Origin of the sequence: Alteromonas sp. NFXS44 (genome assembly GCF_040148705.1) — a bacterium.
In the GTDB taxonomy this organism is placed as follows: domain Bacteria; phylum Pseudomonadota; class Gammaproteobacteria; order Enterobacterales; family Alteromonadaceae; genus Alteromonas.
The window spans coordinates 57,421-78,524 of sequence record NZ_JAGDEA010000007.1 but is presented as its reverse complement, the minus strand read 5'-3'; the positions used below and the strand labels follow the sequence as shown (position 1 = coordinate 78,524).

At 45.6% G+C, this 21,104-nt stretch carries 18 protein-coding genes; 8 read left to right on the top strand and 10 right to left on the bottom strand.

From position 1 onward, the window contains the following. Positions 1-4: 4 nt before the first annotated feature. The 6 genes from J3369_RS10560 to J3369_RS10535 form a co-directional block, all read right to left on the bottom strand. Positions 5-1,525, bottom strand: coding sequence for a M20/M25/M40 family metallo-hydrolase (locus J3369_RS10560; RefSeq protein ID WP_349586548.1), 1,521 nt, complete (start codon positions 1,523-1,525; stop codon positions 5-7). A 122-nt stretch (positions 1,526-1,647) separates the two neighbouring features. Then, complete coding sequence (locus J3369_RS10555) at positions 1,648-2,016, bottom strand: hypothetical protein (RefSeq protein WP_349586545.1); 369 nt, start codon at positions 2,014-2,016, stop codon at positions 1,648-1,650. Between the two features lie 120 nt (positions 2,017-2,136). After that, positions 2,137-4,203 (bottom strand): S9 family peptidase, encoded by a 2,067-nt coding sequence (locus J3369_RS10550; RefSeq protein WP_349586542.1) that lies wholly within the window; start codon positions 4,201-4,203, stop codon positions 2,137-2,139. 124 nt (positions 4,204-4,327) lie between these two features. After that, positions 4,328-4,684, bottom strand: coding sequence for a type II toxin-antitoxin system PemK/MazF family toxin (locus J3369_RS10545; RefSeq protein WP_349586539.1), 357 nt, complete (start codon positions 4,682-4,684; stop codon positions 4,328-4,330). Next, positions 4,684-4,938 carry an AbrB/MazE/SpoVT family DNA-binding domain-containing protein gene (locus J3369_RS10540; RefSeq protein ID WP_349586537.1) on the bottom strand — a complete coding sequence of 85 codons (255 nt, stop codon included), beginning with the start codon at positions 4,936-4,938 and terminating at the stop codon, positions 4,684-4,686. Before J3369_RS10540 ends, J3369_RS10545 begins: the two co-directional genes overlap by 1 nt. A gap of 629 nt (positions 4,939-5,567) precedes the next feature. Beyond that, on the bottom strand, positions 5,568-6,485 hold the full coding sequence (locus J3369_RS10535; protein WP_349586534.1) for an AraC family transcriptional regulator: 918 nt from the start codon (positions 6,483-6,485) through the stop codon (positions 5,568-5,570). Positions 6,486-6,701: 216 nt separating this feature from the next. Here J3369_RS10535 and J3369_RS10530 point away from each other — a divergent pair, with 216 nt between their 5' ends. From J3369_RS10530 to J3369_RS10515, 4 genes are all read left to right on the top strand, one after another. Further along, a complete protein-coding gene (locus tag J3369_RS10530; protein WP_349586531.1) occupies positions 6,702-7,829 on the top strand; it encodes an aldo/keto reductase in 1,128 nt (375 codons plus the stop codon). A gap of 215 nt (positions 7,830-8,044) precedes the next feature. Then, complete coding sequence (locus J3369_RS10525) at positions 8,045-8,497, top strand: nuclear transport factor 2 family protein (protein WP_349586528.1); 453 nt, start codon at positions 8,045-8,047, stop codon at positions 8,495-8,497. Between the two features lie 19 nt (positions 8,498-8,516). Next, complete coding sequence (locus J3369_RS10520; RefSeq protein ID WP_349586525.1) at positions 8,517-9,368, top strand: aldo/keto reductase; 852 nt, start codon at positions 8,517-8,519, stop codon at positions 9,366-9,368. A 422-nt stretch (positions 9,369-9,790) separates the two neighbouring features. After that, complete coding sequence (locus tag J3369_RS10515; RefSeq protein ID WP_349586522.1) at positions 9,791-10,759, top strand: aldo/keto reductase; 969 nt, start codon at positions 9,791-9,793, stop codon at positions 10,757-10,759. Positions 10,760-10,932: 173 nt separating this feature from the next. On the opposite strand, the gene J3369_RS10510 is transcribed toward J3369_RS10515, so the two are convergent. The 4 genes from J3369_RS10510 to J3369_RS10495 all read right to left on the bottom strand — a co-directional run bounded on the left by J3369_RS10510 (position 10,933) and on the right by J3369_RS10495 (position 15,538). Then, positions 10,933-11,409 carry a cupin domain-containing protein gene (locus tag J3369_RS10510; protein WP_349586519.1) on the bottom strand — a complete coding sequence of 159 codons (477 nt, stop codon included), beginning with the start codon at positions 11,407-11,409 and terminating at the stop codon, positions 10,933-10,935. Positions 11,410-11,427: 18 nt separating this feature from the next. Further along, the gene (locus J3369_RS10505; protein ID WP_349586516.1) at positions 11,428-13,353 is read right to left on the bottom strand and encodes a PQQ-dependent sugar dehydrogenase; all 1,926 of its coding nucleotides are present in this window, start codon (positions 13,351-13,353) and stop codon (positions 11,428-11,430) included. 117 nt (positions 13,354-13,470) lie between these two features. Further along, a complete protein-coding gene (locus J3369_RS10500; RefSeq protein WP_349586513.1) occupies positions 13,471-14,883 on the bottom strand; it encodes a heavy metal sensor histidine kinase in 1,413 nt (470 codons plus the stop codon). Then, complete coding sequence (locus J3369_RS10495; protein WP_349586510.1) at positions 14,849-15,538, bottom strand: heavy metal response regulator transcription factor; 690 nt, start codon at positions 15,536-15,538, stop codon at positions 14,849-14,851. The genes J3369_RS10500 and J3369_RS10495 overlap by 35 nt, the downstream gene beginning before the upstream one ends. A 310-nt stretch (positions 15,539-15,848) precedes the next feature. Here J3369_RS10495 and J3369_RS10490 point away from each other — a divergent pair, with 310 nt between their 5' ends. The 4 genes from J3369_RS10490 to J3369_RS10475 all read left to right on the top strand — a co-directional run bounded on the left by J3369_RS10490 (position 15,849) and on the right by J3369_RS10475 (position 20,919). Beyond that, entirely contained in the window at positions 15,849-16,931 is a 1,083-nt protein-coding gene (locus J3369_RS10490) for an alpha/beta hydrolase (protein WP_349586507.1), read from the top strand. Positions 16,932-16,959: 28 nt separating this feature from the next. Continuing rightward, positions 16,960-18,069 (top strand): carboxymuconolactone decarboxylase family protein, encoded by a 1,110-nt coding sequence (locus J3369_RS10485; RefSeq protein ID WP_349586505.1) that lies wholly within the window; start codon positions 16,960-16,962, stop codon positions 18,067-18,069. Positions 18,070-18,143: 74 nt separating this feature from the next. Further along, positions 18,144-19,739, top strand: a complete 1,596-nt coding sequence (locus J3369_RS10480) for a carboxylesterase/lipase family protein (RefSeq protein ID WP_349586502.1) — start codon at positions 18,144-18,146, stop codon at positions 19,737-19,739. 127 nt (positions 19,740-19,866) lie between these two features. Next, the gene (locus J3369_RS10475) at positions 19,867-20,919 is read left to right on the top strand and encodes an alpha/beta hydrolase (protein ID WP_349586499.1); all 1,053 of its coding nucleotides are present in this window, start codon (positions 19,867-19,869) and stop codon (positions 20,917-20,919) included. Positions 20,920-21,104 lie beyond the last annotated feature (185 nt).

Here is a 21,104-nt window from a genome sequence, read left to right as displayed (position 1 = left end):
TTCGTTATTCCTGCGTCAACGGCGTTGTGAACATTTGATACAGGGTTTCGGTGCCGCTGAAGAAGTTGCCCAGCCTGAGATTTTCATTCGGTGCATGCTGGTTGTTGTCTGCATTCACAAGGGGAAGCAGAATGACCGGTTTTTGCAAACCGGATACCAGCGGCGAGGTAGGCACAGTGCCTCCCATCATGGGAATAATAACCGGTTCAGAATCACTGACATGAGACAAGGCTGTTAATGCCCATTGTCCCAAGGGTTCATCCAGGGGCGTTTGCAATGCAGCCGTGCCGGTATGCGAGATAAAGCGGGCAATACGGGGATATGCCGCCCGTTCTTTCGCTGTTGGCGCATCTTCAACCAGATGATAGCCCTGTGCAATGACAAAATCTTTAACCAGTTTTATCTGTCGTTCTGCTGTTGCTGTTTTTGTTGTACGGATATCCATTGTCACCGTTGCTGTAGCGGGAATAATGGTACGGGTCGCTTCCGTGCTGGCAGCAGAAAGCCCGTTAATATTTAAAGACGGGTAGTTAATTGCCCGCTGGTAGTTTCCGGCCACTTTCTCTGTTGTTGCAATGCCCAGCCGCTTCATTAAAGCCGCTTCATCTGCGGGTACTGCATCCAGTGCACTGGCATAATCATCATCAAATTTAACCGCATCATAGTAGCCGGGAATCGTCACCCGGCCATCATTATCTTTCATCCTGCCAAGCAAATCAGCCAGCAGAAATGCCGGATTGGCAGCGTAATTACCGTAATGGCCGCTATGGCTGTCGGATGCAGGACCAAATACAGTCAGTCTCACCATAGATGCACCACGGTGACCAAAAACCAGTGTAGGTTTGTTCGACGGATGCATCGGTCCGTCCAGCATAACGACACCATCGGCCTGAAGCTGGTTTTTATTGCGGTTAATCACGTCGATTAGGGTTGGAGGCCCGCCTTCTTCATGTGAATCAAGCAGTACTTTGATATTCACAGCCGGTTTTTTGTTTTCCGCCTTCAATGTATCAATAGCAGCCAGCAACATCATGATGGGCGCTTTATCATCAGAGGCTGAACGGGCAAAAATGCGCCACTCAGGATCCGTTGTGAAGGTGAGGGCAGTCACAGGTTTACTTTGCCAGCTGTCACCTTCAAGGGTTTTAAGCACTGGCCGCCACGGACTTTCCTGATCCCACTGTTCCGGATTTACCGGCTGTCCGTCCATATGTGCATAGAACAGGACGACCGGCGCATCTTCACCTGCTTCCATGTATTCGGCATACACCATAGGTGTCTGACCATCAGGAAGAAGCTTGGCATTCAGTCCGTGTTTCCGGTAAGTATCGCGGGTCCATTCAGCCACCGCTTTAATATCAGACGGCGATTCTTTCGCTACATTGGGTAATGTCAGGTATTTAAGGTATTCAGGAAGAATGTGTTTTACAGCATCTTCGGTGCCGGCAGATACCGGCGCTGAGAAAATACTGACAATGGCCGCACTGAGCAGCGACTTACGCAGAAAAGAAAAAGGTCTGTCCATGATGAAATTCCGGGTTGAATGCGTGTGTGAAATACCATTCTGAACAGAATTACACCATGTTAAAAGGTATCCTGACCGGATTATCTGTGTTTTTGGCTATAAAAAGGATATTTATCCTAACCTTACGACTTTGATTTTCCGTAACAACGCTCTGTAATATGGGTATAGATTTGCGTTTCAAATTCCCGCACTATTTTATAGAACGCATTGGGTTCGTCTCCCTTGTGCATGCCATTTATTGTCATGGCATAGCCGGAAATTTTGCCGCCAAGCGTTTTATTCAGCATACGGGTTTCGTAGCCATCAATATTAAAATGGAACACATCATCAGTGGCTTTAAACCCGGATACAAAAGGTTCACTATGAATCGTTTCCGCCACACAGGAAAGTGTGACTGGGGTAACATAAACGCGGTCTAAACCGGCCATATTATTTTCAGGCTGGCAGGCAAATAAAAAAACAGGCGTTAACAGAGGAAGAAACTTTTTCATAGCAACATCAATGGACAATCAGGCGGCTATAATGCGAAGAAGTCAGCGGGGAGTCAATGCGGAATAAGACAAAAGGCCGCGCCTCTGAAGCAAACGGCCTGTTAATAGAACAATTAAGGATTATTTTTCCTGTTTAACGGGTGCCTCCGCTTCCGCGGGGTATTTTTCGAACCAGGCCAGTACATGTTTTACTTTACTGATCATCTGACTCGGACGGTTTGAAATGAAGTGATAAGCCCCCGGCATTTCAACCAGCGCGGTATCAATCTTCCGTAAAATCAGGGCGCTGTATAACTGTTTAGCTTCAGACAACGGTGTACGCATATCCGCATCACCAACCATTACCAGCGTCGGTGTCTGAATATTTCCGACCAGAGAAACCGGCGAGAACTTCCAGTAAGTTTCGGGATTGTCCCACACCTGACCGGGATAGCGGTAATCAGCATAACCATAGTAGTTATCTGCCGTGAGCAACTTGCTTATCCAGTTCATCACCGGCTTCACGACGGCTGCAGCTTCAAAGCGGTTATTCTTACCAATCATCCAAGCTGACATAATGCCACCGGCACTGCCTCCGGTAACGTACAACTGATCTTCACTGGTATAACCGCGCTTAATCATTTCATCAACGCCGTCCATGACATCCTGATAATCTTCACCGGGATAGTTATTGAACAGCAGGTTTCCGAACTCTTCACCATAGCTGGTGCTGCCACGGGGATTCGGATAAAACACGACGTAGCCTGCTGACGCATAGAGTTGAATTTCCGGAGAAAAACGATCGCCGTAATTTGAGATAGGACCACCGTGATTTTCAACAATCAACGGATAGGTTTTACCTTCTTCATAGTCAGGCGGAAACGTCACCCAACCCTGAATGTCACGGCCATCAGCAGTAGACTTATACCATACGGTTTCAGTGCGGCCCGGGTTACGGTAGGCCAGAATATCTTCATTTAATCCGGTCACCAGTTCAGGCTTTGCATCGTTCTTAGCCAGCACGGCAACATCAGCAGGACGGTAAGGGGTAGTGTGGGTATAGGCAATGACACCCTTGTTATTTACGCTGAAACTGCCGCCGCCATATGGTCTTGCCACGGTGGTTCCACCCACATTGTCAGCCAGTTTTTTAACTTTGCCGTTTAATCCGGTAACAGCAATTTTCGTGTTGCCATGATCATCATACTGAAAATAGATCCCTTGCTTATTCCAGACCGGATTGCTGACAGAGCGATCCAGCTTTAAATCAATTTCTTTTTTATCAGAACCGTCAACATCCATTACGTATAAACGGGTTGTCTGATAAGCCATCAATTTATCAGGATAGCCAAGCCAGGCAATTTTTTTGCCGTCAGGCGAAAGGACAGGGTGGTGATCAGGCCCGGTTTGTGTGGTTAGCTGCTTTATAGTGCCGCTCTCTATTTCTACAGAATAGATATCGGTATTGCGGAAATTATGCTCTGCATCCGGTTGTCTATTTGCTGAGAAAACCAGAATATGACCATCAGGCGTCCATTGAGGCTGACCACGATGCTGAAAATCGCCGGAGGTGATTTGCCTTGGAGTGCCACCATCAGCCGGCACCACAAATAAATGTGAAAATCCGGGCTCAATGTAACCCCGACCGTCCTGTTCGTACTTCAGACGGTCAGTAATACGCGGATTAGCCGCCCATTTGGCACCTTCAGGTTTGGCCGGCATTTTAACCATTACCGGCGGTGCAGACGGCACCAGCATCGAAAACGCAATCGTTTTACCGTCCGGAGACCAGCTTAAACCCGATGGAGCACGCTCAAGTTCGGTTAATCTTGCAACTTTGCCATCCCTGACGCGATAAACAAAAATCTCAGCGCCGTTTTGGCCTTTTCTGGTGTACGCAATCCGTGAGCCATCAGGCGACCATACGGCATTGCCTTCACTGATATCATCCGTTGTCAGCTTCATGTGCTCAGAGCCGTCAGCATTCATCAACCACAGATTACCGGTACGTGCATCGGACATGATATCCATTCCGTTACGGCGGTAAACGATATGCTTTCCGTCAGGCGATATCTCAGGTGCAGAAGCCCATTCAAGCTCAAAAACATCCATATCAGAAAATGCAGGTTTGGCAGACTCAGTGGTGCCGGCTGCTAATGCGCTGTAACTGAGTAAACTGACAAGAGAACAGAGGTAGCGAAGTTTCATTGTTGTTGTGTGCCTTTTTTATTTGTTAGCTGTATCGCTTTTGTAACGTAAAGCAGCAAAGGCATCAGCGGCTTTACGATCATCACCGGTTAAACAGGATAAATGGCAGAAGTTAGATGAGCCATTATAATTCGTCGAATAACGATTCAGCCCCAATCAACGGAACAAGCCGTAGCAAAACATCTTCCATTACACCATGTTCAGCAGTGGTAATTTTCTTCGCACTGCGGTCTTTCCACGAAAGAGTTTGGATTAAACTTGAAGCTACTACACTTGGTTCATCGAGGTTATTTACCGGAACTTCGGTCGCTTGCCACCTAATACTGGTACTAATCGGGCAGCAAATCAGCAACCCCGTTTGCTGATTGTATTCTTTGCTTGAAAGGACTAACGCAGGGCGATACTTTCCGATCTCTTTACCTTTAACCGGCTCAAAATCCAGCCAAATAATTTCATTGCGTTTAGGTACATATTGAGGCATTACTCACCCAACTCTTTACCCGATACCGACGCCAGCTCGTCAGCATGAGAAGTATGAGCATCTAAACCATTCAATAGCTCTCGTTCACTATACGGAAAGCGCTTTTTCTGACGTTTGATTGGTTCTATGATGATTTTATTTCCATCAGCTTTAACTTCAATGTCAGACCCTTCGGCTAAGCCGAGTTGCTTGATGAAAGCGGCAGGGATTATATTGCCCAGACTATTACCAATTTTCCGTATTTGAGTGCGCATGTTCTACCTCTTGTGTAGGTACTTTGTTATAACATTTTTTATTGTACGCCACCTTCCTTTAGTGTCAACTTTGTTATAACAAACTAGTGACACGACACTAATCAGCGATACTGAGGCCGGGAAGTTGGCGCTGAGAAACTCAAAACAGCTTTCTATTACGTGACTTCTGTTCTCCGGGAACACTGAAAATAGTGAATAGCGTACCTTTAATGAAACCGATAATTCCAGGCTCGTCGGAAAGCCAATCAATAACAGGAAAGAAAACGACACTAGTAGCGACATCCATACAATACAAAATGGTGAGCATGGTCACTGCCACAGCGCTGCGATGGAACAGGCAACCATGAGTAGTTTTTCCATCGCAAAGCGCTGGATTAGCTTACGATTTAAGAAACTCAAGCTAAAAATTCCGACAATATTCACAGCAAACAACCACCCATAGTATTCCGACGGTACTTCAAAAGAATTTATGTAGACGCGGGGAGAAACGGTAGTAAAGGCGTAGGCACCAACGTAATAAAACGCTATGCATAAAGTGAGTTGCATGAAGGTTGAATTTCCCAGTAACAACCAGTAGTGCTGAAATGATTGATGTAGACGGCTGCTGTGCACTTCCCTAATGAGTGATATTAGGTCGCTATGAATCTCTCCCGCAGTTGCTCAACATCCTTAATGGGAGAATTACCGAACATCCTCTTATATTCACGGCCGAACTGAGACGGGCTTTCATAGCCTACATTAAAGGCTGCAGTGGCTGAATCCAGGTGCTCAGTTAGCATCAACCTGCGCGCTTCCTGTAGTCGCAATGCTTTCATGTATTGCAGTGGTGTCATGGCTGTGATATTGCGGAAATGATGGTGGAACGTCGAGACACTCATATTGGCTAAATCCGCGAGAGTTTCTACTCGAATGTTTTCAAATAAATTCGCTTTCAACCAGATAATCGCTTTAGTCATCTGATTGGACGGCGTGCCCAGTGAAGCCAAATTTCTGAGGGTTTCGCCTTGCTCGGCAACAAGCAACCGATAAAAAATCTCACGCCGGATCATGGGGGCTAACGTAGGAATATGCGCTTCTTCTTCACTATTCAGGTCAATCATTCTCTGGAACGCACTTATCATCTGACTGGTCAGTTTTCCCGTTAACATGCCTCTGTTTGATTGTTTAGTTTGAGGTGCAGGGATCTGATTTACGAGCATCAACTGGGTTATTTCCTGGTAATCAAACGTGAGTTTTAACCCAATATAAGGTTTAGCTTTTGTGGCGCTCACAACTTGGGCAAAAACGGGCAGATGTAAACCAGAAAACAGATAATGCTCAGTATCATAGAAGAAGGTTTCATCGTTAAGTTGAACCTTTTTTTCGCCCTGTGCAATCAGGCACACACTAGGTTCATATAATCCTGAGAGCGGCTCTGACGTCTCCGATATTCGAAATACCGTGAGTCCCGGAATAGCGGTTTCCACAAATGGGGTGTGCTGCGTTAACTTTGCAATGCCTTTTGCAAGTAGGGCCATCTGTTGTGTTAGCTCAGTATTCATCGTCATTAATCAATCCGGTCTCTTTCATGTTGTTGAAATCAGTATAACGTCAATTTCACTGACGGTTCTCACAGAAATTCTTTAGCTCAGAGGATTAGGCTATCTTCAGGCAGAATCGAGATATACCAAAGCGCCAAACATCTCTTAGTCTGTATTTAGTGAATTAACGCAAAAACAAAGTTCATCCACTCATCTCATACATAAACGTGAAAAGGTTAAAAGATGCTAGACAGAAGGGGTTTTCTTATTGCCGGTGCCGGCATTACGGCAACAGGATTTATGCACGCGGCAAACGCTGGTAGTGCAGGGCAGCCTGCCAGAATGGCATCAGTCTCACAGATGCCCAGGCGTTTACTTGGCAACCTTGAAGTATCTGCTGTTGGCCTTGGGGTTCAAAACATGAGCCGCAAATACGATACCTCAGTGCCCAATAGAAAAGAAATGTATGAAGTTATTCATACGGCGTACGAAAACGGCGTAACTTTTTTTGATGCTGCTGAAGCTTATGGACCTTTTGAGGTTGAGCGTATTCTGGGGAAAGGTATTAAGTCCTTTAGAAATGAAGTCAAAATTGCCACTAAGTTTGGTTGGAATATTGATCAGGAAACGGGGGCAAGGTTGCCCGGTCTGAACAGTAAACCTGCGCATATTAAAACGGTTGTAGAAGGCATGCTTAAGCGTCTGCAGACTGACAGGATTGATTTACTCTATCAACATCGCGTTGATCCTGATGTGCCTATTGAGGATGTTGCCGGGGCTGTGGAAGACCTGATGAAAGAAGGAAAGGTGCTGAACTGGGGGCTTTCTGAAATGGGTGTCAATACGCTACGACGCGCACACAAAGTACTTCCTGTAACCGCCGTGCAGAGTGAATATTCCATGTTATGGCGAGGTCCGGAAAAATCAGTTTTACCCTTGTGCGAAGAACTAGGTATTGGCTTTGTACCCTGGAGTCCGCTTGGTGTGCAGTTCCTTACAGGATGGATTGACGAGCAAACTCGCTTTGCAGAGGGCGATTTCAGATCAATGGAATCACGCTTCGGCCCGGAGAATATTAAACACAATATGGCTCTGGTTAAGCTTTTGAATGACTGGGCGGAAAGAAAAAATGCAGTGCCGGCACAAATTGCCCTTGCTTGGCTACTGCACAAAAAAACCTGGATTGTACCTATTCCGGGTACGACCAATCTGCAGCACATGCTTCAGAACAGTGCCGCCTCAACCATTGATTTTTCTGCAAGTGAAATTGTTGAATTAAACACAGCACTGAATGCCATAACCATTGAAGGGGAAAGGTTACCCCCATTTGTTCAGGCTTTTTCTGATGTTGAGGCGCCAGTAAAGCGTTAGTTGTCGTTTGTTAAAACGACTCACTAAACGAATCAAGCGGATTTAAAACGCAGGATGATGTCTGTTGAATTGTTACTACGACAAAACATGTAAAGCTGACATTTGTGTCAGCTTTACGTCACCAAACTGACATTAAGCGTTTGCAACGATGGCCGTTTAGCTATGTATTTTCACCAGTTCAACGAACACAACCGTTCATAAATCGAGGAAAGAAAATGACGAAAATTAAATCACTTATTATTTTTTTGGTTTCTTACAGCTTTACCCAGTTAGCATTTGCAGATGACACCGCAAAACAACTCGAAGCCTTATCAGACAGTAAATGGGAATGGATGGCAGCAAAAGAAATTGCCCCACTGCAACAACTCTTTCACCCCAACGCCAAGTTTGTCCATATGAGTGGTTCCTGGAAGACGGCTCGTGAGCTGGAAATCATTAAAAGCGGTTCTATCTGGTACAAAAAGGCCGCAATTCACGACCGTGCCACAGAAGTTGTGGGTGATACAGGTGTTGTCTGGAGTCGCATTACACTAACTGCACATGTTCGTGGCAATGATGTAGAGAATGAATTTACGGTAACTGAAGTATTCAGCAAGGTTGGCGGTGACTGGAAAATTCTTGGGCTCACCTTCAGCAAAGTGCGTGACACGCATGAAATAGAACATTAATACAGAGAGAACTTCTTTAATGAATACAGTTAGATTGAATAACGGTGTAGAAATGCCAATTCTGGGTTATGGCGTTTTTCAGATTACCGACCCAGCCCAATGCGAAAAAGTGGTTACCGAGGCCATCGAAACCGGTTATCGACACATCGATACGGCGGCATCTTATGGCAATGAGGAACAAGTTGGTAATGCGATTAAACGCTGTGGCGTAAATCGGGAAGACCTCTTCGTTACCACTAAACTCTGGTTGCAAGGTGCATCTTACGAGGGCGCGCTGGCACAATTTGAGCGTTCGATAAACCGGCTTCAGATGGACTACGTTGATTTGTACTTAATTCATCAGCCTTTCGGTGACATACACGGAGCCTGGCGCGCCATGGAAAAACTGGTTTCAGATGGCAAAGTGCGGGCTATAGGGGTCAGTAATTTTTCGCCAGACAGAGTGGCAGACCTCATTGCATTTAATGATATCGTACCGGCAGTGAATCAAATTGAAGTTAACCCCTTCAATCAGCAACTACAAGCTGCGCCCTGGCTTTCATCTCGCAGTATCCAGGTAGAAGCCTGGGCCCCTTTCGCAGAAGGACGAAACAACCTTTTCCATCACCCTGTGCTTCAGCAAATAGCCGATGAGTACGACAAATCCATCGGGCAGGTGATACTTCGCTGGCTGGTTCAACGTCAAATTGTGGCATTGGCGAAAACGGTGAGTGTGGAGCGAATGAAAGAAAACATGGCAGTATTTGATTTTGCCTTATCTGACGAAGACATGACAATGATCACGGCATTAGATACGGCGACCAGTGCGTTCTTCTCCCACCGGGATCCCGCCATGGTTGAATGGCTCACATCCCGTAAACTTGACGTGTGAAGGGCTATAGCGTTGCTGGATTCTTACCGGCAATAACATCTGCGCTTTTTTGCTACATATTATCAGACCGGCTTTTCGCCGGTCTTTTATCTTGGAGTTTAACAATGAAAAGAAAGCATGTTTTTCAAGTCGTCGTCCAGAGCTATTTGTTCATTGCAGTGCCGTTGTTGATACTGATGTCGATAGCCTGCTGCACATCCGGTGCGAGTTACCCATCTGTGTTTATAGAGCGACAATTAACTTGAACGGACCGGTCAAAATAGTTGACGTTCTATACTGTGTTGGTAAAACCTCAGGCCGACCATAAAAAATACAGTGCGTTTCATTAGAAAAATTGCTAACCGTAAGTTCGTTTATCTGATTATCCAATAAATTGATTATCGATATGCTGTACACTCAATTCAACCAATGAGACATCGACTTTGAAAAAACGAATTTTGGGTAAAAGTGGCCTGGAAGTAACCGCTATGGGTCTTGGTTGTATGCGAATGAGCTTCGCAGACAAACCCGCAGATAAAAGCGAAATGATGAAGTTACTGCATCAAGCTGTTGATGCAGGTGTGACATTTTTTGATACTGCTGAGGTATATGGTCCGTTTACTAATGAAACTTTACTCGGAGAAGCCTTTGCTGACGTTAACAAAGACAACCTGGTCATTGCCACCAAGTTTGGCTTTAAACATCAGGATGGTTTTGGGCCTTTACCTTCACACGGGTTTGATAGCCGGCCAGAGCAAATTAAACGGGTAGCGGAAGCCTCGCTCAAAAGATTAAATGTAGAAGCCATCGATCTCTTTTACCAGCACAGAGTTGATCCAAATGTGCCCATTGAGGATGTTGCCGGGGCGGTGCAGGATTTAATCAAGGAAGGTAAGGTAAAACACTTTGGCTTATCAGAGGCAAATGCTGAGACAATACGTCGGGCTCACAATGTACAGAACGTGACTGCCTTGCAAAGCGAGTATTCCATCTGGTGGCGTGATATCGAAGCTGAAATTTTACCAACTTGCGAAGAATTGGGTATTGGCATTGTGCCCTATAGCCCGTTAGGTCGGGGTTTCTTAACGGGAACAATCACAAAAAATACCACTTATGATGCGAGCGACCTTCGCAGTAATAATCCCCGTTTCACTGCGCGAGCAATAGATGCAAATCAGGCCGTCGTGGACCTGCTGGTCGACATTGGTAAACAACACGACGCGACACCAGCTCAAATTGCGCTAGCCTGGTTATTAGCGCAGAAACCTTACATTGTGCCAATCCCGGGTTGCCGTTCGCTATCCCGGTTAAATGAAAATATGGCGGCTGCCGACATCACGCTTTCTGCAACGGACTTATCACAAATCGAGGATGCAATGGCAGACATTGAGGTAGTAGGCGACAGATACTAAATCATGCTCAATTTGCAAAAAAGTTTGTAGGAACTGAGACGGTGGTTGTTAGTTCATTTCGCATTTTTGCCACCGGCAGCGATACTTTTCACAGAGGTATCTTACACAAGTAGCTTGCATAAGCAGGGCCATCACCTGAACAACGTGGTCCTGCTTGGTAAGTAAATCAGAAATCAGTGATTTTTAAGCTTATCAGCTACCGAGTCATAATATTCCTGTGTGAGTACTTCGGTCCAGGTAGTGGGATTCTCTGCACCGTACAGTGCCAGGTAGGTAACGTCACTGTCCTTGGTTGATGAGTGCCAGTGTTCCGTATCCTCCGGGCACTTAATTATGTCACCCTCTTTAAGAATAACCGCATCTTTCCCTCTTTCCTGATAATAGCCCTGGCCATCGACAATAATCAAAACCTGTGCCGACGAATGTTTGTGCCAGTCTAGCGTAGAATTAGCTTTGAATGTGGCTTTAGTAATGTTGTAGCCCAGATCGTTATCGTCGTGAATGACAGCGTTCAACCAGGCTTCGCCAATATAATGTGTATTGGGTGCCTTCATTCCTGAGGTGTAATACGATGAAACGTTGTAATCTGAGTTTGCAGCGAAAACAGACAGTGGCGCTAAAGCAAACAGGGCGAAGCTTAATTTTTTCATATTGTGCCTTTTGATTTTTTAATTTTTAAATTCGCGATCCACAACATCTTCTATCTTACGGATCATGCCATCACTTTTTGTCATTATAAATATTTCGCCAGAACGATCCTGGCCGAATCTAAGATCGATGCGACCGGGGCCTGCGATGACACCTCTGCTAGGTAAGGGTAACTGGGTACCACCGCGTTTTTTATAGGTCGATTCAACTTGTTCTCTGAGTGTAGTCGTAAAGGCAAATTTAGCCGCAAGATGTTCGGGATTATCATCATTTGCGTCAACCAGAGATGCTATGTCACTGTACCAGATGTTACCGGTGGTCATGTCACCGAATATTAGCTTGTCTTTAAGTTCAGGATGTTTAGTGCCTGAGTATATGTAGCCACCCGAAATAGCATCGCCACCAATTGCCGCCATATGAGGGTATTGCAGTGCGGGGTAGGATGGCTCGATATATCGTTCCGGCAGCACACCGCTTATCATGACGGGCATTTTTACTGAATCGTCATCCCGTTCCACTGAACCGGGCATCATCAGTTGCGTCCCTTCGTAAATCGGGTAACCGTAATTCTTACCTTTACCGATAATGTTGATCATTTCCCAATTAACCTGACCAATATTAAAGGCCATAAGTTGCGGGGTATTCTGGTTGTCTTTGAACCAAATCAACCGGTGCGGATTGCGTAATCCATAGGCCCAGATTTCAGGCCGTGCGCCTTTTAGCTTTACAAACGGATTATCATGGGGAATTCGGTACTGTCCATTTTCACTCAGGCTGGAATCACTAGTTCGCTTTTTAAGGTCCGGAATAATCCGCAAAATTGTGCCGGCAACATTGTTCAAACGCTGCGCATTAAGTTTGCGTGCGTCCTGCATACCGCCAGAGCCAGTTTCTCCTATCCCAACATACAAGGTTCCCCAGTCTTCATCACCTGGTCCCGCGTAGGGATTAAACGAGAGCGCCCCCATTGGATGAATATGTCGGTTCATATCCATTCTCAATAGCTCTCTGGCCGTTCCTTCGAATACATCATTCTTAGGATCGCTGTCCTGCCATTCTACCAATACACCATAAAAACCATTTTCATTGCCAAAAGAGGGCGTTTCTATGGTTTTCGTTACTTTATAATTGCTTAAATCAAGGCTTTTAAAAGGGCCTTGTACTGGTTGAAGCGGAACATCGTTTTTCTTCACTTCAAGATGAATAGTGTAGAAGCGACCATTTTTACTGTAATCCGGATCAAATTGTATATTCACCAGACCACTGGCAAAGCCAAAGCTGTCATGAAAGGCAGGAAAGATGCTCTTTAAGTTGAGGTATTCTACGGGGGCTGCCTGTTTGTCATCGAAAATGTAAAGCGGTCCGTTTAAATCAGGAACAAACCAACGCTCTGTTTCAGGTTCCTGTCGAATAAAATTCATCCGGGAAATCTGTGAGAGGGTATTACTTTCACTGTTCAAATCGCCAGTGACTGGCATGCTGATATAATCTGACAGTACGAGTGTATAGGGGCTTTGCTCTGGGTTACGCGGCTGACTGCCAGTATCCAGCAATTTTTCGATAGAAGATTGTGCCATCCCACCCATTCGCGAATGGATATATGCCACGATATTTTTCATTTCAACATCGGTGATGCGTCCTTTCCATGCTGGCATCATGGTTCCGGGAACACCATTTTCGATTATCGCTAAAATATCATCAGGACTTGTGCCATAAAGCGATGCATCATCGGTTAAATCAGGTGGCTGATTCCCGCCGCTGTCCGTGATGATGGATATCTCCCGTCCCGCATTGATTGCACCTTCTGCCGCATCGCCGTGGCAAGCAGCACAGTAACTTTGATAACGCATTGCTCCGTCTTTAATTGCAGCGGGGTCAGCCATCACGGTCTCAGCGTATGTGAAAGCGGGTGCAAAAAGGGCGGCAAAACAGAGGTATTTTTTCATTACAACACTCCCGATATTCATTACGGGTATTGTTGCAAAGTGATCTGAAGCTTAACTGTCATTCAGCTGTCAGATTTGTCAGAAAACACTTTCTTTTCATTTAACACATAGAAAACATCAACAATTTATGGAAAAACCAAAGGTGTTCTGCTGTTTAGTCGAAGACACGAAAGCATTTCCGCCGTGTAAAGTCGCTATCGCTTTTACGATAGATAAGCCTAATCCATGCCTTGCTGAGCTACCGTTGCGACTGGGATCTGCGCGAAAAAAGCGATCAAATAAACTGGCTTTTACCGTGTCATCAATTGTTTCGCCGGTATTTGTAACGGAAATAGACGCCTGGCCGGCATTGACTTCTATGTGAATTAAGATTGTTGAGTCAGGCTCAGCATATTGAATCGCATTCTCTAAAAGGTTACCAAGGGCGCGATGGAAAAGGCCCCTGTCAACCTGTGCCTTTCCACTTCCTGTGCAATTCACGCGCAATGCATCCGCGGTAAAATTCGGCTCTAAATATTCAATGATTTTGTTTGCTTCGACAGTAAGGTCAACAGGCTCTTTCAGAAGCGGAGTTTGCCCAGACTGAGAACGGGATAAGAACAACATGTCATTGACTATGCGGGTTAATCTGTCTAATTCTTCAAGGTTTGAGTAAAGCAGTTCTTCCAGATCTTCCCGACTTCTTCTTTTGGAGATAGCCAACTGTGTTTGCCCAATCAGGTTGGTAAGCGGTGTTTTAAGCTCATGTGCCACGTTTGCATTAAAGCTCTCAAGTTGCTGCCAGGCCACTTCCTGACGCTCAAGTACACCGTTAAAACTCGCGCCAAGGGGTTGTAGCTCAAGAGGTAGCACCTTCGTGTCTAAACGCTGACCATTCACACCGGGTTCTATCTTACCCGACTGAATGCTCAATGCATTGACAGGTTTCATGCCTGCCCTCGATATAACATAGCCCAGTAATGCGACTAAACATGCACCGAACAAAGTAAGGAAGAACATTTTCTGATTGAACGAATCAAACGTTCCCATATAAGGGGTTGAATCAATCGCGACCAGAAGTTCTAATTTGGTGTTGCCCGATGACAGGGTAAGTTCGGTGTTCAACAAATACAGTGAGCAAATATCTTCGCTTACTGAAACTTTTGAATATCCTATGGGCAGATTTTCCCAAACGACATTGTTTGGCAGTTCAGGTGCTTCACTAAATGTCTGCATAGTGGGTTTAACCCAATATTGAACACGGTGACCTTCAATGGCGGATATCCGCTCGAGCTCATAGTTTAAAGCATCCCATCGGCCCTCATCTGCATAGTCCATAATGGTCGGTAACACGAGTTTTTCTCTGAACGTCAGTTCCTGATGCATTTGGGTTCGGATAGCATCGTGAAGGGTGTATCGCAGCGTGAGCGCATACATGGAGACAATCAATATGGCGGCGGAAGCAAAAATGACGGCCTGACGGGCAGAGATAGAGTAATGATTGCTTTTCCACCACTTAAACATTTTGGTTGCCTCGCTCTTCAAGTACATAGCCCATCCCTCTCACCGTATGCAGCAATTTAGTCGCAAATGGGGTATCTATCTTCGCGCGAAGCCGTTTCACGGCGACTTCAACTACATTTGCATCGCTGTCAAAATTCATATCCCAAACCTGCTCTGCAATCATCAATTTAGACAATATCTCGCCCTCGTGACGAGCAAGCAAGCTTAGCAGGCTATATTCTTTCGCCGTGAGTTCTATTCGGTGATGACTTCTGAATACTTTTCGGGACAGCAGATTAATATTGAGATCGTCAATGTTCAATTCACTGATATCACGGGTATCGTTGTGGCGTCGCCTTACCAATGCTTGAATCCGGGCAATTAACTCAACCAGGCTGAATGGCTTAGGCAGGTAATCATCAGCGCCTTTTTGAAGCCCTTTTACCCGCTCTTCCACGTTTCCCCTGGCCGAAAGCATTAACACCGGCGTCTGCTTTTTCTTTCTTAACCGCTCTAAAACCTGATAGCCATCAATGCCCGGCAACATAACGTCAAGAATAATTGCTTCGTAATCTTGTTCTAACGCCATATGAAGGCCGTCGATGCCATCATCGACACCATCAATAACAAAGCCGTTTTCTTCCAGGGCTTTCGTGAGGTATCTGAGCGTTTTCTGTTCGTCTTCTACAATGAGTATCTTCATAAATGATTATAAGGGGCGATAGGCAGTTTTATCAGCGGCTAATGCTGTTTTATAACCGACACTGTAATTGCACTGGGCTTGAAAATCCATTTTTTATATTTTACATATAATTCATTGGATTACGCTTATTTTTCGAATTTCAGCCGATTTTATTCCTGCCTGAAAACTGACAAAAATGTCAGCTTGCGGACATCATGAAGACAAGTCGATTACACATACTGTTCACATTGTTGTTTCTTGCCCACCAACGCTTCTTTGAAAAAAGGTCGGTGGGTAAATTTCGTGCGATGAACTAAAACGGAGAGGTTGATTGAAAGCTGATAATTTAAAGGTTGCAAAAGGATTATTCATCTCAGGCGTGCTGACCCTGTGTGCCTGTGCTTCGAGTGAAAAGTCTGAAACCATGTCGTTGAAAGAGCAGGGTAGTTTCGCTGTTGGCGGGTCAGTTATCACCACTGATGGTACTTATGACCCACAGGCTCGCGGGCCGGAAGGACAAACGCTCCATGGTGATCATGCCTATGTTTTTTATCAAAAACCTGTTAATGCAAGAAAATACCCTTTGGTGATGTGGCACGGAATAGGTCAATTTTCAAAAACATGGGGAACCACGCCTGATGGCAGAGAAGGATTTCAAAATCTGTTTTTGAGAAAAGGTTATAGCGTTTACTTGATTGACCAACCGCGCAGAGGAAACGCAGGTAAAGGCACTGTAGCAGGCGAATATGTCCCGCTTACCGACGAGCAAAACTGGTTCAACATTTTTCGTGTAGGAAAATGGCCTGACTATTTTCCCGATGTGCAATTCCCGTCAGATCGCGCTTCCCTGAATCAATATTTCCGACAAATGACACCGAATATAGGCCCTATCGATATCAATGTGAATGTCGACGCCGTAGAGGCTTTGTTTGAAGAGATTGGCGATGCCGTATTGGTCACTCATTCACACAGTGGTGGCATGGGATGGCAAGCCGCCTTGCAAAGCGAAAAAATTGAAGCGATCGTTTCTTATGAACCGGGAAGTGGCTTTATCTTTCCGACCGGTGAAGCACCAGCACCAAAACCGAGTTCTGCAGGCCCGTTAGTGGCGGTAGAAGTGCCCATGGGGCAGTTTAAGCGTCTTACCGAAATACCCATCGTGATTTACTACGGTGACAATATTCCTGAGCAACCTGACGACAATCCCGGTCAAGACGGATGGCGGGTGCGGCTGGAAATGGCCTATGAATGGGCAGATGTGGTGAATAAATACGGTGGTGATGCCACGGTTATTCACCTGCCGTCCGTGGGCATTTATGGGAACACCCATTTTCCGTTCTCCGATTTGAATAACCGTGAAATCGCCGAACGCATGTCTACGTGGCTAGACAGTAAATCACTGAATATTCGTTAAACAAGTCACTAATTTGGGAGAATTTCTAATGTTCAAATATCTAATCAGAAAAGCAGGAATACCGGTACTCATTTTCGGTTTACTGTCTGCAACCGTTTTCGCTGATGACACAGATACATTAAGTGCACGGCAACAGGCGATCATTCCGATTGCAGCGAATACTGCATCTGGCGATATCGCTGCGTTAAATACAGCGCTCGCAGATGGCCTTGATGCCGGACTCACGGTGAATGAAATAAAAGAGATATTCATTCACGCTTACGCCTATGTTGGTTTTCCGCGCGCACTGAATGGCATTAATGCATTTAATCGTGTTGTAGATAACAGAAAAAGCGACGGAATCAACGATAAACTTGGGAAAAGCGCGACGCCTGTTCCTGAAAACTTCGACAGAAACGCCTTTGGCCATGAAGTTCGAAATGGCTTAGTGGGACGGGATATTTCCAATCGCACAACCGGTTATGCGGCTTTTGTCCCTACCATCGATGTGTTTCTGGTAGAGCACCTGTTTGCAGATATCTTTTATCGGGATGTACTTTCAACAGCAGACCGTGAACTTGTCACCATTAGCATGCTGGCAGCTTTAACCGGTACCGATGCTCAACTTACCGGCCATATGAATATTTCCATGCGCGTGGGCTATAGCGCAAAGCAGCTTCTGGCATTTACACAGGTGCTGGCGAATAACGTCGACGTAGCAGCCGCCAGCCGTGCGTTTAACATTCTTACGACAATATCTGATATCGATGCAAGTGAACAACCTACCAAGGTTACTGTCGATTCAGGCAAATCAACCATTACCGGTTCAGCAGATAAATTCTCAGGCAAAGCCATTGTAAGCTCTACGTTTAAGGCGCCTGCGTCGTCTCATTATCGTGGTGGCATCGTGAGCTTTGAAAAAGGGGTGAAAACGGCATGGCATACTCACCCTAATGGTCAGACACTGATCGTCATTTCCGGCAAAGGCTATGTTCAGCAGAAAGGTGAAGAAAAGTTGCTTATGGAAGAAGGCAGTGTAGTGACTATTCCACCTGACACCTTGCACTGGCATGGCGCTACTGATGATTCGGCAATGGCCCACGTAGCAATATCTACCCCGGAAGCAGGTTCAACAGTGAGCTGGCAGGGTTTTGATTAAGCACTACTGATTGACCAAATAACTCACAGCAACATTGCGCTTAAAACGCACTAAATTTAAACGGAAAAATAAAAATGAAAGCGGTGTCATTACTGACACTATCACTCGCACTTTTGTGCGCGGGTAGTGCTTTTTCAGCAACAAACGTAAAAGTAAAAACGCCATTAGGTACTGTTGTAGGGATACAACAAGGCGATGTGGATGTATTTAAAGGGCTTCCCTATGCCGAACCTCCGGTAGGTGAGCTTAGATGGCGGGAAACCGTGCCAGTAAAATCGTGGGAGTCGGATGGAGCACGCATCGCCGATGCCTTTTCAAATATTTGCCCCCAGGCACGATTTGGCGATCCTGAAAGCTGGGAAGAAGGGATGTCGGAAGATTGCCTGTATCTCAATATATGGCGCCCTCATGAGGCGGAAACGAAAGCCAAATTACCGGTTATGGTATGGATCCACGGTGGGGCTTTTGTTTTCGGTTCGGGCTCAGTTGCTGAAAGTGTTGGTAACAGCTTTGCCGAAAGCGGGGTTATTCTTGTCACCATCAATTACCGGCTAGGACGCCTTGGGCATTTCGCTTTTCCGGCGCTAACTAAAATGCATAGTAATGAAAGCAAAGGTAGCTATGCTTATATGGATCAAGTGGAAGCGCTTAGATGGCTTAACGCTAATATTGAATCATTCGGTGGTGATCAAAACAATATAACCATTTTTGGTGAATCTGCTGGTGGCGTATCTGTGCATTCTCTTTTAAGTATCGCAGACGCCGAAGGCTTGTTTCATAAGGCCATAGTGCAATCGGGTGGCGGCCGAGACGGAGTGTTAACAGCCCGTCCGTTATCAGAAAGCGACGCAGATCCTCATTATCCTGAGTCAGCCGAACAAATAGGCATTAACTTTGCCGAATTTGCTGGCATAAAAGGGACGGATGAAAAAACCCTGGCACAACTCATGGCATTACCTTTTGAGGCAATCGTGGCAGGTGGTGTAGAAAGCGATCCTGAAACTGGTAAGCCGATTTATTCCGGCCCTATTAAAGACGGTAAATTAGTTCAACGTACAGCTGAAACCGCCTATAAACAAAATACGTTCAACAAAGTACCATTGATGATCGGATCTAACACAGCAGAAGTACCAGCAGGGTTTGTTAATGCGTCTTCGAAACAAGCGCTTTGGTCAACCTTCGGTGAGTTCGCGTTAGACGCAGCAAACGCTTACGACTATGAAGGTGATCGAGAACTGGATGAAGTGCTGACTTATGTGAACACTGACAAAGTGTGGGCAGAGCCTGTGCGTTTTACGGCGAGGATTTTTGCTGAGCACGATTTGCCTGTCTACGTTTATCGTTTTGGCTATGTTCCCGAAGCACTCACTAATAGTCTTCGCTATGGCGCGCCACATGCGTCAGAAATTCCTTACGTATTCAATAATCTCGATGCTCGTCGCGGTAACTTACTTATTACTGAGGCCGATAAGAAAGTATCCGGTATGCTGAATGCGTATTGGGTCAACTTTGCCAAATCTGGTAGTCCAAATGGCGAAGCTTTACCAGAATGGTCCCGGTTTTCGAATAAATCTCCACTGCTTTTAAAGGTTAATAAAGATGGTCGCACAAGTTCACTTCCTGACTCTACGACTGAACGACTCGACGTAATTGAAAAGACGGTAGAATAACACCAGTCCTAGAAAGCAGAAAATTTAGCGCGTGGATGAAAGCTGACAAATCTGTCAGCTTTTCGTCACTAACACGACGGCTCATACCAGCAATAATAGGTTTTTAACGTTGATAAGGAACCTCACTTTGCTGATCAAACACCTCTCTGCTTTACTATTCAGTTCAACGCTTGCCTTTTCTCAGACAGCCTTTTCCGCATCTGCAGACGACAACCCGTATACGCTAGTCTACAAAGGCGCCATAACGGAAAACTTGCCTAATGAAGTCAACATACACCCGGTAACTTATGATTTGCATGGGATTAAAATCGCAGCGAATGTTTACACGCCGCCGGGGTTTGACGTAAAAAAGCGCTACCCAACCGTGGTAGTTGCTCATCCAAATGGTGGTGTAAAGGAACAGGTAGCAGGGCTATACGCACAGCGATTGGCGAAGCAGGGTTTCATTACCATCGCCGCTGATGCGGCGTATCAAGGGGCCTCCGGTGGTGAACCTCGTTATATAGACGTACCCGCAAACCGAATAAGTGATATTCACGGTATGGCCGATTTTATCAGTGCTTTCAACGGTGTTGATACTGGCAAAATAGGTGTACTAGGTATTTGTGGCGGTGGTGGCTATTCACTGGCCGCAGCACAAACGGATAAACGTTTTCAGTCTGTTGCAACGTTATCAATGTTTAACTCAGGCCGGGTACGCCGCAATGGCTACATTGATTCCCAAATCGACACCATCCAAAGCCGTTTAGCTGACACTTCTGAAGCTAAAAAGCATGAAATTGAAGACGGAACCGTAGAGTACGTGGGTGGACAGAGCCTTACGAGAGAAGAAATCGCTAAGTTACCTTTTGAACTTTACCGGGAAGGACTTGAATACTATGGTTTTACCCACAAGCACCCAAATTCACAAAGCAAATACACCAAATCAAGCCTGCTTGAGTTAATGCGCTGGGATGCGACAGATCATATCGATTTAATTAATCAGCCATTATTAATGATCGCAGGCAGTGAAGCAGACTCTCTTTATATGAGTGAGAACGCCTTTAAACTTGCAGTGAATGCAAAAGATAAAGATCTGTATTTGCTAAAAGGTGCCACTCACATAGACACATACTGGAAGACAGAATACGTCGATGATGCTGTGAGTAAATTGGACGCCTTCTTTAAAGATACTCTCTAAGTTAATGACGTTGTGAGCAAAGATGAAACGGCGACGAGGATTGGTATCGAGTTAATTCGATAACTAAACGCACCAATCTGCTAGGAATCGCCGTTTCCTCCGTTCAAAGAAATATGGCATCAGTTCACAATATTATCTTGAAAGCCGCGCCGTCCACCAAGTAAATGATGCCGCAACCAATAGAA